The following is a 14,469-nucleotide window of genomic DNA, read 5'->3' on the forward strand; positions in this document are numbered from 1 at the left end:
CCCGCTCCCGCCTCTCCTGCTCGGCGGGCGTCAGCTCGCCCCCTTGCGCACACAGTCGTACCGTGAGAAAAGACCCGTGGTCTTCTGTTCCTGGCGGCCGCTGTTGCAGGAGACCAGGATTGCGCTACCGGGACGGGGTAGGGGATCGAGGCGGGACTGGCCGCGAAGTCCGGTGTGATCTTTCCGCACCTGGATGAACGGCAGCGGCGGTTGCTGATGGGGACGGAAGATACATCGGCCAGCCCCTTGCCGCTGCGGTCGAGGGAGGCGTTGCGCGTGCGCAATATTGTCGATCTAGTCGGCCGGATCAGACCATTGAGTAGGGCCAGCCAAAACCGCCACGGTCAAGGTGGGCGATCACTTAGCTGTGTTCCGGCCTCAGCTCCCATAGCAGTCCAGGCAAGTGCGTGGATCTCGTTCATGTAGTTGAGCGCGCCTGCATCGGCCACTCTGATTTTTCAAGGGACCCAGCTGATGGGGAACTCTCATGACGTCTTGGCCGCTGATCCGGCTGACAATCTGACCACTCTCGCCAAATGCGAGCAACGCTTCGCGGTGGTGCTGGCCGATATCGTGGGTACCGAGCAGGTGTCAGTTGACAGCCACTTCTTCGATGACCTCGGTGCCGACTCGATGCTGATGGCCCGTTTCTGCGCCCGGGTGCGCAAGCAGGCCGACCTGCCGTCGGTGTCGATGCCGGACGTCTACAAGCACCCGACGATTCGAAGGCTTGCAGCCGCCCTCGCCAGCGACGTCTTGGCCGCTGATCCGGCTGACAATCTGACCACTCTCGCCAAGTGCGAGCAACGCTTCGCGGTGGTGCTGGCCGATATCGTGGGTACCGAGCAGGTGTCAGTTGACAGCCACTTCTTCGATGACCTCGGTGCCGACTCGATGCTGATGGCCCGTTTCTGCGCCCGGGTGCGCAAGCAGGCCGACCTGCCGTCGGTGTCGATGCCGGACGTCTACAAGCACCCGACGATTCGAAGGCTTGCAGCCGCCCTCGACAACACCAAAACCGACACCAAAACCAGACCTGCCACGCAGCCAGCAACTCCGGCGGCTCTCATTGAGCCGCCGAGGCGGGCGCGCAATGGTGAGTACGTCTTCTGCGGGGCGTTGCAGCTCCTTTTCCTCCTCGGCTACCCCGCCCTTACCACGATCGTCGCGGTGAAGGGCTACGAATGGGTTTTGGCCAGTCCGAACCTGGTCGACACCTACCTGCGGGCGGTCGCGTACGGCGGCGCGATGTTCCTCGGCCTCTGCGCCCTTCCGATCCTGCTCAAGTGGGTGCTTATTGGCCGGTGGAAGCCGCAGCAGATCCGCGTCTGGAGCATGGCGTACTTCCGCTTCTGGCTCGTCAAGACCCTGGTCCAGCGGAACCCGATGGCGCTGTTCGTCGGTTCACCGCTCTACGTGCTCTACCTGAGGGCACTGGGCGCGAAGGTCGGGCGCGGCGCCGTCATCTTCTCCAGGAACGTGCCCGTGTGCACCGACCTGCTCAGCATCGGCGACGGCGCGGTGATCCGGAAGGATTCGTTCTTCAACGGCTACCGGGCCCACAACGGCATCATCCAGACGGGCGCGGTCAGCCTCGGCAAGGACGCGCTCGTCGGCGAGATGACGGTGCTCGACATCTGGACCTCGCTGGGTGACGGGGCCCAGCTGGGGCACTCCTCCTCGCTGCACGCCGGACAGACCGTGCCCGACGGGGAGCCCTGGCACGGCTCCCCCGCGCAGCCGACCGACGTTGACCGCCAGCGGATCCCCACGATGGACGTCAGCACCCGGCGACGGGTCGTCTTCGCGACCGTGCAGCTGGTGAACCTGCTTCTGGTGGGTACGCCGCTGACGTTCGTCATCGTGGTCCTCGCGCTCACGAAGGTCTCGCAGCTCGTCACGCTGTTGGCCGTGGGACCGGTCTCCTTCACGAGCTGGGCGTTCTACCGCGACGACGCGCTGGTCATATCCGCCGTGCCCTTCTTCGGCGCCGTGCTCGTCGGCCTCGTGTTCGTGGGAACCGTTCCGCGCGTGCTGAACCTCTTCATCAAGCCGGACAAGGTCTACCCGCTGTACGGATTCCACTACTGGATCCACCGCGCGATCGCCCGCACGAGCAACAGCAGGTTCTACGTAACTCTCTTCGGTGGCACCTCCTACATCGTCCACTACCTGCGTTGGCTGGGCTACGACCTTCGCGGGGTGCGGCAGACCGGTTCGAACTTCGGCGAAATGGTCAAGCACGACACCCCGTTCCTCAGCGCGGTCGGCAGCGGAACGATGGTCGCGGACGGGCTGTCCATCATCAATGCCGATTTCTCGAACACGTCGTTCCGGGTGTCCCGCGTGTCGATTGGGGCAGTGAACTTCCTTGGGAACATGATCGCCTATCCCGCGCAGGGCAAGACGGGCGACAACTGCCTCCTCGCGACGAAGGTCATGGCTCCCGTCGACGGACAGGTGCGGGAAGGCGTGGGCCTGCTGGGCGCGCCCAGCTTCGAGATCCCGCGGTCCGTCAAGCGTGACATGCAGCTCGACGTGGGGAGCAAGGACGAGCTGCGCCGCCGGCTCCGGGCCAAGAACGTCTACAACACCATCAGCATGGCGCTGTTCCTGCTGGTGCGCTGGATCTTCATCTTCATCGTCACCGTGCTCTACCTGGCCGCCATTGACCTCTGGGCCTCCCTGGGTGCGCTCGCGTTTGGACTGGCCACCGCCGGGGTCTTCGTCTTCACCGTCGCCTACAACGTCCTGGTCGACCGGCTGGTCCGGTCGCTGCAGGCCTTGCGGCCGCAGGGCTGCTCGATCTACGACCGCGCCTTCTGGCGGCACGAACGCTTCTGGAAAATGAGTTCCCTCGCCTATGTCCTCGTCTTCAACGGCACCCCGCTCAAGAACGTGATCTGGCGGCTGCTGGGTATGCGGATCGGCCGCCGGGTCTTCGACGACGGCCTCCGCGTGCCCGAGCGGACGTTCACCACGATCGGGGACGACTGCACCCTCAATGTGGACACCATCATTCAGTGCCACTCGCAGGAGGACGGAGGATTCAAGTCGGACCGCATCGTGATCGGTGCCGGCTGCACGCTCGGTGTCGGCGCATTCGTCCACTACGGCGTGACAATGGGCGACGGCGCGGTGCTTGCCACCAGCTCCTTCCTCATGAAGGGCGAGGAAATGCCACCGCACGCGCTGTGGGGCGGGAACCCGGCCAAGAAGATGCGCGAGCAGTCGGTTGACCTTTCAGGTGCGCAGGATCAGCCTCGACGACTGCGCCGCCGTGCTCGTCCGCGGCGACTGACACCCGGCAAACGTGGAACGTAGGGACGATTCGATGGACAATCGGGTTGAAACCGGCCGGGAGTTCTGGCGGGCTGTCCTGCGCGCGGGCCGCGCGACCGCGATCCCGCGGTGGACGCTCGACCCGGCACCGGGCGTCGCCGAGCACGTCGCGACACTTGATGACGACCTCGCGGCACGCGTGCGCCGGCTGGCCTATGAACTGGAGCTGCCGCTGCACTCGGTGGCGCTGGCCGCGCACGCGAAGGTGCTGGCGGCGCTGTCCGGCGAGCAGGACGTGGTGATCGGCTACACGGCCGGGCCCGGTGGGCGGTCGCTGCCCTGCCCGCTCACGACCGAAGCCCGCTCCTGGCGGTCGCTGCTGCAGGACACCGCTCGGGTCGAGTCGGGCCCGCTACAGCACAGGGACTTCGCGGTGGACGAGCTCATGCGCGAGCTGGGCGTGGCCGGGCCGGCGTTCGAGACCGAGTTCGACCCGATCGACAGCCTCGACACCGGCGGCAAGATCAGCACTGACCTCGCCGAGGACGCTGTGCTCCGGGTGGCGCTCGCGACCCCCGGCGGCCGCCTCGCGCTGCACCTGCGCTACCGCACCGACGCGCTCGACGCGGGCAGCGCCGAGAGGATCGCCGGCTACCACCTCACCGCCCTCGCGCTGATGGTCGCCGACCCGGGCGCCGAGCACGGGCGGGCGAGCCTGCTGTCGGACGAGGAGCTGCGCTTCCAGCTCGACCGGCCGGCCGGGCCGCGCCGGGAGCTGCCGGACCGCCGGTTCCACGAGCTGTTCGAGCAGCGCGTGCGGATGCACCCGGACGCCGTCACGGCCGTGCACCGCGACCAGCGGTGGACCTACCGGGAGCTCAACGCGCACGCTAACCGGCTGGCGCGGGCACTGCTGGCGCGCGGGCTGCAAACCGCGAGGGCGTGGTCGCGGTGGTGACCGAGCGGAGCCTGGACTGGATTGCCTCCCTCATCGCGATCTTCAAGGCCGGTGGCACGTATCTGCCGATCGAGCCGTATTTTCCGGCCGATCGGATCGCGACCACGCTGGCGCGGGCCGAGTGCACACTGGTGCTGACCGAACCCGGCACCACCATGCTCGACAAGGCCCTCGACACGCTGCCCGGCGGGCAGAAGATCATCATCGAGGAGGGCTGCGCCGGGGGCCACGCCGACGACGACCTGGGCGTCGCCGGGGCGGCCGATCAGCTCGCCTACATCTACTTCACTTCCGGCTCCACAGGCGAGCCCAAGGGGGCGATGTGCGAGCACGCCGGCCTGCTCAACCACCTTTACGCCAAGATCGACGACCTTGGGGTGGGCCCGGCGCACGGCGCGCCCGTGGTCGCCCAGACCGCGCCGCAGTGCTTCGACATCTCGCTGTGGCAACTGGTGTCGGCGCTCCTGGTCGGGGGGCGAACCCTGATCGTCGAGCAGGAGGTATTCCTCGACGTCGCGCGATACGTCGACACGATCGTCCGCGGCCGGGTCGGCGTCCTGCAGGTCGTCCCGTCCCATCTCGAGGTCGTGCTGACCTACCTCGAGCAGTATCCCCGGAAGCTTCCAGACCTGGGTGAAGGTGCTCGGCCTCCCGGCCGACCAGATCAGCCGGCGGGACCACTTCTTCGACCTGGGCGGCACGTCGCTGTCGGCGGTGCGGCCGGCGATCGCCATGGACCGCGCAGTCTTCCTCGAGGACCTCACCCACCACCCGGTCCTCGCCGATCTGGCCGTGCTGGTCGACGACAGGCTCGAGACAGCACCGGGCGTGCCGTGTGTCACCGAATCGGTGGCTCCTTCCTGAGTGGACATCGAGGAATCAAGGAGAAATGAGATGTCGTCCTCTTCCCAGGCGGCGCTGCTCGAGGTGGACCTGCAACCTGGCAAACCGCCGATCCTGCACACCAGGCCTGCCGGCGACGCGGTGCGCTCGGCAGCCGAGCACGGCGTGGCGCTGCGCGCGGTGGTCGCCGAGCACGGATCGGTCCTGGTCCGCGGCCTCGGGCTGCGCGACGCGGCCGAGACCGTCGCCGTCTTCCACCAACTGGCCCGCACCGGTCTGATGACCGAGAGAGAGGCCTTCGCCTCCCGGCGGACCTACGCAGAGGGCGTGTACTCCTCCTCGAAGTGGCCGCCGAACCAGCCGATGTGCATGCACCACGAACTGAGCTACCGGCTCGAGTTTCCCGGCCTGATGCTCTTCGCGTGCCTGTCCGCGCCCACCAATGGCGGGGCGACCGGTGTGGCGGACTCGACGGCCGCGCTCGACGCGCTGCCCGGTGACCTCGTTGAACGGCTCGAGCGGGAGGGCTGGATGCTCGTCCGCAACTACAACGAGGACATCGGCACGTCGGTCGCCGAGGCGTTCGGCACCGAGGACCGTGGCGCGGTCGAGAGCTACTGCCGCGCCAATGCCATCGAGTTCGAGTGGCAACCCGATGGAGGGCTGTGCACCTGGCAGCGCCGCAGCGCTGTGGTGCGGCACCCGGTCACCGGGCGGCGCTGCTGGTTCAACCAGATCGCCTTCCTCAACGAGTGGACGCTGGACCCCGAGGTGCACGAGTTCCTAGTCGACACCTACGGCGCCGAGGGGCTGCCGTTCACCACCCGCTTCGGGGGCGGCGACCCGATAGGCGAGGACGTCGTGCAGCTGCTCAACGAGGTGTACAAGGCCAAAACCATGCGGGAGCCCTGGCAGGCGGGCGATCTGATGCTCGTCGACAACATCCGCAGCGCACACAGCAGGGAGCCCTTCACCGGACCGCGTGAAGTCCTGGTCGGGATGATCGACCCGGTGCGCCTGGCCGACTGCTCGCCGACCGTCAAGGTGAACGCTGGATGACCACGTCCCTCGTGCGACCGTTCGCCGTCATCTCCGGTGCTCAGGTCCACCGCGCGAGCTGTCGAACCCCCGCGTCCAGCGCCCAGGCGATCCCGGCCCTGCCCTCGGAGACGAGCCGGCGCAGGGCAGAGGGATGGGACTCGTCGGCTGCCAGGCGAAAGGAACAGAAAGGAATCCGCCGAAATGATCATCCGGTTGCCGGACCTCGTCGCGAGGTCCGCCCAACGCAACCCCGGCGCGCCCGCCCTGACCGCGCGGACGACCACGATCTCCTACACCGATCTGCACGAGTGGACGGAGCTCGCGGCCGCCGGCCTGCGCGACCTCGGGCTCGATAGTGGCGAGCGCGTCGCGGTCTTCCTCGACAAGAGGATCGAGACCGTCGTGGCGCTGCTCGCCTGCTCGCGGGCCGGTGGCGTGTTCGTCCCGGTGAATCCCGTGCTGCGGGCCAGGCAAGTGAGGCACATCCTCGACGACTGCGCCGTGCGGGTACTGGTGACCTCCACGGACCGGCTGCGGGCCCTGCGCGCCGAGCTCGCCGCCTGCAAGTCACTCTCCCACGTCCTCGTGCTGGGCGACTCGCTTGTTGAGGGCGAGGAAGCCCGTTACCGCGTGCTCCCCTGGTCGGAGGTCGCCGAGCGCGCGAGCCAGGCCGTGTGTCCTCCGACGGGTGGCGTCGACACGGATGTGGCCGCGATTCTCTACACGTCGGGGAGCACCGGGGCCCCGAAGGGCGTCGTGCTGTCGCACCGCAACCTCGTCGTCGGCGCGGAGAGCGTCAGCACTTACCTGAACAACACGGCAGAGGACCGGATCCTGGCCGTTCTCCCGCTGAGCTTCGACGCCGGATTGAGCCAATTGACGACCGGCTTCTGCGTCGGCGCTCACGTGGTGCTCGCTGATTACCTGCTGCCGGGGGATGTCGTCCGGCTGTGCGCGGAGCACCGCATCACCGGGCTGGTGGGCGTACCGCCGCTGTGGATCCAGCTCGCAGCGCAGACGTGGCCGTCCGAGGCCGTGGCCGGGGTGCGCTACTTCGCAAATACTGGGGGGCGACTCCCGCGCGTTACCCTGCAACGACTGCGAGCGATCTTCCCGACCGCGGCGCCATACCTGATGTACGGCCTCACAGAGGCGTTCCGCTCCACCTACCTCGATCCCCGGGAGGTCGACCGGCGGCCCGATTCGATCGGCAAGGCCATCCCGAACGCCGAGATCCTCGTGGTCCGGGAGGACGGCGGCCTGTGTGGTCCGGGAGAGCCGGGTGAGCTGGTGCACCGAGGTCCGCTTGCCACGTTGGGTTATTGGAATGACGCGGAGCGCACGGCCGAGCGGTTCCGGCCGCCGCCGAACCGTCCGGTCGAGCTGTGTACGCCCGAGCTGGCGGTCTGGTCCGGCGATGTCGTCGTCAGCGATGAGGAGGGCTTCCTGTACTTCGTCGGACGGCGTGACGACATGATCAAGACATCGGGGTATCGGGTCAGCCCGCAAGAGATCGAGGAAGTGGCGTACGAGACCGGCCTGGTCCACGATGCCGTCGCGCTCGGCCTCGAGGACGAGGCACTTGGCCACCGGATCGTCCTCGTCGTGACACCCTGCGATCCCGCCGGCTTCGACCCGGCCGCGGTGACCGCACGCCTGCGGCAGGAACTACCCCGCTACATGGTGCCCGCCGAGGTGGTGGTCCGTAGTGTCCTGCCCCGATCGCCGAACGGCAAGTTCGACCGGGCGTTCCTTCGTCACCAGCTCACCGCCTCCCGCCCTCAGGGGCCCGCATGACCGCAGTCGCCTACGCGCACCCCACGATCAGCCAGTTCGCGATCGCCGACGGCATGCTTCACATCGGCGGCCTCCCGGTCAGGTTGCTCGCTGAGCGCGCCGGTGCCACCCCATTCTTCGCCTACGAGCGCACCGGCCTCACCCGGCGTGTCGAGGAACTGCGCCGCGCCCTGCCGGACGACATCCACCTCAGCTACGCGGTCAAGGCCAATCCGATGCCCGCCGTGGTGCAGCACTTCAGCAGGCAGGTCGACGGCTTCGATGTTGCATCGGCAGGCGAGATGGCTGTCGCGCTGGACACGCCGATCCCTGCTGACCGAGTGAACTTCGCAGGACCAGGCAAGACTCCCGCGGAGCTGAGTCGCGCCGTGGCAGCCAGGGTGACGATCAGCCTCGAATCGGAGACTGAAGCGTTGCGGGTGGCGGCCATCGGGGAGCGGCTGGGTGTGCGACCCCGCGTCGCGATCCGCGTCAATCCCGACTTCCAGGTCAAGGGCTCGAGCATGCGCCTCGGCGGCGGCTCGCAGCAGTTCGGCGTTGGCGCTGAGCAGGTGCCCACGCTCCTCACCCGGCTGGCGGCGATGGACCTCGACATCCTCGGCTTTCATGTGTTCGCCGGCTTGCAGAACTTGTACGCCGATATCCTTGCCGAGGCCCACGGCAGGACCGCTGACCTCGTCGTGCGGCTCGCCGGCGCGGCCCCCCAGCCTGTCCGCTACGTCAGGGATGACGGCCAGTCCCACAGCGTTCCTCGGCCATCCGACACCGACGGAGGTGTTGGTGTAGATCGCAGGCCGCCGGGTCTGCACGACCGATGAGGAGAAGCCATATGACTCGCTCGCCAGAGATCTCGCAGGCGATTTTCGAGGACGTCAAGGCCGTCGTGGTGGTCACGCTGGACATTGAGGACCAGGCCGATGACCTCGGGCCGGAGACGGGACTATACGGCAATCTTCCTGAGCTCGACTCGCTCACCGTCGTCAAGCTCATCGTCGCATTGCAGAAACGGTTCGGGATCGGGATCGAGATCGACGAGATCGGCGGTGACACCTTCGACACCCTCGGGCGGCTCGCGGCCTTCGTGGAGTCCAAGGTGCGCTGAGAGCCGCTCCGCGGAGTCGAGCACTGAACCCGGATCCACCGTCCGGATCTGTTGAAGAGCGACGTGCCCAGAAGATCAGATGCCCTCTGACCAGGAACGATGTGTCTTGCGACGGAGACATCAACCTGATCGAGAAGGCATCTGACGGATGCGAGCATCTCATGACCCGCGGCGCGTGTCCGTGACCTTCGACGAGCCGAACCTCGTGCCCGCGGCGGGGCTCCAGCCGACTGCCCTTGCCGGAACCTCGTCCGCCCAGGTCACGCGGGATGTTCGTACTCGTGGAGGATGCCGCCCAGGCTTCACGCCTGCGTAAGACGAGGCGGGTGATCTGCCCTGGATCGTTGATCGCCCCAGGCAAGGGGTGCAGCGGTCGCGCGTTCGCGATGCCCTGATGCGGCCTGTGCGTGCCGACAACCCCGTCACCCTGCGCGACCTGGGCGTATTCGTGACACCGAGCGGCAGCTGTCGGCCGAAGGAGCACTGGTCAGGGCGCTCACGGATCCCAGCAGCTCGCCGCGACGACTGACCGGAGCCTGTGCCACGGGCACGCCGGCATGGCCTGCATCGCCGCGCAGGCCGCCTCGGACGCGCTCACCCCAGACCTCATCGCCTGCATTCCGCACCTCCTTGGCGAGGTCGGGACCGACCCGGACGCTGTAGCCGCCTCGCTCCTTCACGCTGACGGCGGGGACATCGGACTTCTGGAAGGGGCAGCCGGAGTCGCCCTGGCCCTGCTCGGCGTCCGAACCGATGCTGGAGTGGCCGACGACCCGCGCCGCCTCGTCTCACTGACCGACGACCGTTCCATCGTGCTCCAGTTCAACCGTGAACAGCAGGCGGACGAGGCCGCGCTGCACGGAGTGCTCGAACAGCCCGGCACCGAGGCGTGGTCCGGAGTGAAGTTCGAGGGGCAGGAGTCCCCGGAACTTATGTGGCTGTGGCTGTCCTGCACCCTGGACGACGCCTTGAGCAGGATGGAAGTCGATCGCAAGGCTCCCGCAGCCAGAAAGCTCAGCGCCTTGTTCCGCCCCATGGCCGTGGCGGAAAAGGGCAGCGTCGCCTACCTGACCCTGCGCAAAGCCGACACGGACCAGGACGGCATCCAGCTCTACGAGGCGGGAGCCGTCGGCCACGGCCCTGCGGGCAAGGACCTTGCCGACCGGGTGGCCGAGGAGATGAGCATCTGGGACCGCGGCTTCCGAGGCCGGGACGTGGCGTTCGAGATCCAGCCGCTTGGGTCGCGCTCGGCGGCGGCCTCGTCGGCGCGGCTTGTGGCGTCGGCGGGCTGCTGAGCGGCGGCAGGGGCCGCGGCTGGCGGTGTTCCGGGGTCGGTGTTCGGCGCGGGCCGGGTCGCCGGCGGGCGGTGTGCTCGGATCGTCAGCCGGGGCCAGGTCGCCACCCTCGCCCGAGCCGCCCTTGATGGGCCAGATCGGTCGACCGTCGCGTCGGAAGCCGACGGCGAGATCGCCGTGCGCGGATGGGTCGGCATGGTCTCGTCGAGGATCTTCTCGGCTTGTCGGGTCGGCCCTCCCGCTGAGCCGACGCCGGGGCGCCTGCGTCGGATCCTGTGGGACCGTTTCGCCACTGCGGGCGGGTGTCGGAGACGCCGGGTGGTGGGCGGGCTGGGTCGGCGCGGCGGCCTCGGGGATCGGGGCCGGTTCAGCATGGTCGCGCGTCGGCGGCGGCCTCCGCGCCGGCCGCTGACGCGGCTTGAGAGGGGTGAGCGGTGACGTGCTGGAGAGTGGGTGCGATGCCGCGTGCTGGGGAAGCGGCAAGACCGCTTGAGCCGGGCTGTTCGAGCGACGGCCCTAGATCGTCTCCGTGACCGAGCGCAAGCAACGGCTCGCCTTTCTGACCGATTGAATGGGCGATCTCGACGGTCCGCGCTGCGACCCGGTGGGCGGCAGGTCGTCCCTAAGGCCTGTCCGGCAGATCAGGTCGCATCCGGGTGGCCCGCGCCCCGACGAGCAGCATCATGCCCCCGAAATCGGCCGGTGTACGGAGGTCGGCGCAGCTTTTCGTCCACGTCGCGCGCCATGTAGGGCGGCAGCGGGCTGCCGACCTCACCCGGCCTGGCCGCCGGTGCTGCTTGCCGCAGGGGCAGAACCGTCCCCGGTTGTTCGGGACGTCCTCGGTTTCATCGGAAACATCAACGGCCTCTATTCTCAACGGCGTTGCATTGATGACCAGGCGGGACGAGTTCGGGGGAGTCATACCAGCATGAGCGGTACGAACGAGGATAGGCGCAGCGAGCGGGAGGACTACGTCGACGGGGGCATCAAGCCGCTCACCGCCTTCGACCCGGCACGCATCGGGCCGTATCTGCTGCTTGGCCGGCTCGGTGCCGGCGGCATGGGGCGGGTGTTCCTCGCGCGGTCGGACAGCGGGCGCACCGTCGCCGTGAAGGTGGTGCACGAGGAGCATGTGTCCGACGAGCGGTTCAGGGCGCGGTTCCGGCGGGAGATCGAGGCGGCGGGGCGGGTCGCCGAGCGGTACACCGCGCCCGTCCTCGACGCCGGGCCGGACGAAGAGCCCCCGTGGGTGGTGACCGGGTATGTGCCGGGTCTCTCGCTGGAGCAAGTCGTGCGGAGGCACGGGCCGTTGCCCACCGCGTCGCTGCACACCCTCGCCGACGGGCTGCTGCGCGCCCTGAAGGACATCCATGACGCGGGGATCGTGCACCGCGACCTGAAGCCCTCGAACGTCATGCTGACCGTGGACGGGACCAAGGTCATCGACTTCGGGATCGCGCGGGCCCTCGAGACCTCCGTCGAGTCGCTGCTGACCAGCACGGGGATGGTCGTCGGGTCGCCCGGTTTCATGTCGCCGGAGCAGATTCGCGGGCAGAGCGCCGGGCCCAAGAGCGATGTGTTCACCGTCGGGTGCGTGCTCACGTACGCGGCGACGGGGCGGCTGCCCTTCGGGCACGGGGCCAGTAACCAGCACGCCGTCATGTACCGGATCGTGCAGGAAGAGCCGGATCTGGAGGGGGTCGAGGATCCCGCTCTCCGGTCGCTCATCGCGCGGTCTCTGACCAAGGACGCCGAGCAACGGCCAGGTGTGGACGGGCTGTTGGCCGATCTCGAGCGGGTCGGGCCGGAGACCGCCGGGCGGGCGTGGCTGCCCGCCGACGTGGTCACGCACCTCGCACAGCAGGCCGCCCGGCTGCTCGACGCCGAGGTGCAGCCACTGCGCGAGAAGCCCGCGGACCGGGCGACCGTCGGCCTGCGCCCGCAGGCCGAGCCGCCCGTTGTAGTCCAGGCGGGCAACAGCTCCGAACGGGAGGAGCAGCATGCTCGGCGCCCCCGTCGGCGCCGGACGATCATAGCGCTGCCCGTTGTCGTCGTTCTCACCGTCGGCGGAGGCACGTTGGCCGTGCTCCAGCCCTGGAGCGGCGGCGGCGACGGAGCGCACGCCGAGTCGCCCGCCAGCAGCGTGAGCCCCACCCCCGACGGCAGCAACTCGCCCAGCAGGCCGAGCAGCTCACCTTCCAAGGGAGGGAAGGGCAAGGACAGCGGGGACGGCAAGGACAGGCCCAAGGAGCAGGGTGACGGTGGGAGTTCGGAGACGCCCGGAGGGAGTTCAGCCACCTCCGGCGACTCGCCGTCCGGCTCCTCGGACTCGGACGCAGGGGGCTCAACCGCCTCCTCGGGCACCGACGGCACAGGTTCGACCGGTTCCGGCGGCTCGTCCACCGGCTCTGCGCCGCCCGCCATGAAGAGCTACAGGGTCGAGTACACGAACTCCTGCGTCGGCGCGTGCTCCATGCCGGTCAAGGTGAGCTGGTCGGCGGTGTCCCGAGCGACCCGCTACGACATCCACTACACCAACAAGGGCAGCAATTTCACCGAGAAGAACGTCGACACCGTCTACTCCACGGGCAACACCAGTTACACGATCCAGGGCCCGTACTCCGGTGACGAGATCTGCGTCGCGGTGCGCGCGGCCAACAAATACGGTGCCTCCGCCTGGGCGGAGACCTGGTGCGGGACGGTTCCCTACTGAAGCGTGTTGCAGAAGGCCGTGATCAGACAGCCTGAGGTGGGTTGTTGGCGTGTGCTGGTCAGGCGGCAAGGCGAGGTGTGTGTATGCGGGCGACGGCTTGGACGGCAGGCCCTAGCCAGACAGCAGCTCGCAGCACCTTGCGGTACCCAGGCCTTACGGCACCTCCGGTGGGCCGCACACCCGGACCCGTCCGCAGGCGGCCGGACGTCGGCGCGCCGAGTTTCGTAACGCGCCCGATTCACCGGTCATCTGATCGATGCCCGGGACCGCCGCACGCGCCACTGTCGAAGCATGACTGATACCCCCCACCCCGTATCCGAGGAACCGGAGCGCGCCCCTGAGCCCGCCGACGGTCCGGCCCACGCAACCCGCAGATCCGTCATCGCCGCCCTGGGCGGGGCGACCCTCGGAGTGGCCGCCCTCGGGTTGACGGGCTCCGCGGCCGCAGAGCCGACCGCTGCCACGGACCGGAAGGCCGCAGCCCGGTTACCCGCCCAGCCGGCCGCCGCCTGTGTCCTCACGCCCGAACAGACCGAGGGGCCCTACTACCTGGACCTGGAAACGGTCCGCAAGAACATCACCGAGGGCAAGGCCGGCGTCCCGCTCACCCTCCGCGTCACGGTGATCGACACCGCCACCTGCTCGCCGCTGCCCAACACAGCGGTCGACATCTGGCACTGTGACGCGCTGGGGATCTACTCGGGCTACGTGGCCGGCGGCTCCACCCCGGATACGACCTTCCTGCGTGGCGTCCAACTGACCGACTCCGCCGGTGTCGCGGAATTCACCACGGTCTACCCGGGCTGGTACGTCGGCCGTGCCCTGCACATCCACGTCAAGACACATGTCGGCGGGACCGTTTCCGGCGGGGTGTACCGGGGAGGCCACGTGGCCCACACCGGCCAGCTCTACTTCCCGGAGACGTACAACACCAGGGTCGCCGCTCTGGCCCCCTACAGGAACAACACGGCCACTCGCACGCTCAACGCGAGGGACGGCATCTACCGCAACGGCGGATCCTCGACCCTGCTGACCATCACACCGGTGGGCAGCGACCTCAGCAAGGGAGTGACCGGCACCGTCGTACTCGGTATAAAGCCCGCCGCCACGCCCTGACCCGGTCCCACGAGCGATGGTCGGAGTGCAGGACTGCCCTGCACTCCGCTTCGGGGCGCCACCGTCAGTGTTTCGTCCGTGGAATGTGCGGCCAGGAATCGAGGATGAGCCGGAGGCAAACCTGTGAGGTGTGCGGTGCAGCGCTGACCCCGAGACCGCACGGCGGTCGCCCGGCTCGCTACTGCTCCAACGCGTGCAGACAACGGGCGCTCAGGCAACGGGCGGCGCGCGGGGAATCCCGTCGGACCCTGTCGGCCGCGTCACCTGCCTCACCTGCCGCGTCGGCCGCTGTCTCCTCGATCGCCCAGGGCCGCGACCTGCC

The 14,469-nt window shown here is 68.5% G+C and carries 9 protein-coding genes and 1 pseudogene; all 10 read left to right on the forward strand.

All coding sequences use genetic code 11. The annotated features are described in order from the left end of the window. The first annotated feature begins 495 nt into the window (after nucleotides 1–495). Nucleotides 496–3,324 carry a Pls/PosA family non-ribosomal peptide synthetase gene (locus OG390_RS42745; RefSeq protein WP_406175492.1) on the forward strand — a complete coding sequence of 943 codons (2,829 nt, stop codon included), beginning with the start codon at nucleotides 496–498 and terminating at the stop codon, nucleotides 3,322–3,324. Nucleotides 3,325–3,334: 10 nt separating this feature from the next. Continuing rightward, a pseudogene (locus OG390_RS42750) lies at nucleotides 3,335–4,872 on the forward strand (AMP-binding protein); the annotation flags it as partial. Nucleotides 4,873–4,879: 7 nt separating this feature from the next. Continuing rightward, nucleotides 4,880–5,104, forward strand: coding sequence for a phosphopantetheine-binding protein (locus tag OG390_RS42755; RefSeq protein ID WP_406178204.1), 225 nt, complete (start codon nucleotides 4,880–4,882; stop codon nucleotides 5,102–5,104). 30 nt (nucleotides 5,105–5,134) lie between these two features. Further along, nucleotides 5,135–6,142: a TauD/TfdA family dioxygenase gene (locus tag OG390_RS42760; RefSeq protein WP_406175494.1), complete on the forward strand. Its 1,008-nt coding sequence runs from the start codon at nucleotides 5,135–5,137 to the stop codon at nucleotides 6,140–6,142. A gap of 183 nt (nucleotides 6,143–6,325) precedes the next feature. Further along, nucleotides 6,326–7,921, forward strand: coding sequence for an acyl-CoA ligase (AMP-forming), exosortase A system-associated (locus tag OG390_RS42765; protein ID WP_406175496.1), 1,596 nt, complete (start codon nucleotides 6,326–6,328; stop codon nucleotides 7,919–7,921). Beyond that, a complete protein-coding gene (locus OG390_RS42770) occupies nucleotides 7,918–8,739 on the forward strand; it encodes a hypothetical protein (RefSeq protein WP_406175497.1) in 822 nt (273 codons plus the stop codon). The genes OG390_RS42765 and OG390_RS42770 overlap by 4 nt, the downstream gene beginning before the upstream one ends. Nucleotides 8,740–8,750: 11 nt before the next feature. Further along, nucleotides 8,751–9,023, forward strand: coding sequence for an acyl carrier protein (locus OG390_RS42775; RefSeq protein ID WP_406175498.1), 273 nt, complete (start codon nucleotides 8,751–8,753; stop codon nucleotides 9,021–9,023). A gap of 557 nt (nucleotides 9,024–9,580) precedes the next feature. Then, entirely contained in the window at nucleotides 9,581–10,318 is a 738-nt protein-coding gene (locus OG390_RS42780) for a hypothetical protein (RefSeq protein WP_406175500.1), read from the forward strand. Between the two features lie 928 nt (nucleotides 10,319–11,246). After that, nucleotides 11,247–13,031, forward strand: a complete 1,785-nt coding sequence (locus tag OG390_RS42785; protein ID WP_406175502.1) for a protein kinase domain-containing protein — start codon at nucleotides 11,247–11,249, stop codon at nucleotides 13,029–13,031. 291 nt (nucleotides 13,032–13,322) lie between these two features. After that, a complete protein-coding gene (locus tag OG390_RS42790) occupies nucleotides 13,323–14,147 on the forward strand; it encodes an intradiol ring-cleavage dioxygenase (protein ID WP_406175504.1) in 825 nt (274 codons plus the stop codon). Nucleotides 14,148–14,469 lie beyond the last annotated feature (322 nt).

This window comes from Streptomyces sp. NBC_00996 (assembly GCF_045162675.1).
Classification (GTDB): Bacteria; Actinomycetota; Actinomycetes; order Streptomycetales; family Streptomycetaceae; genus Streptomyces.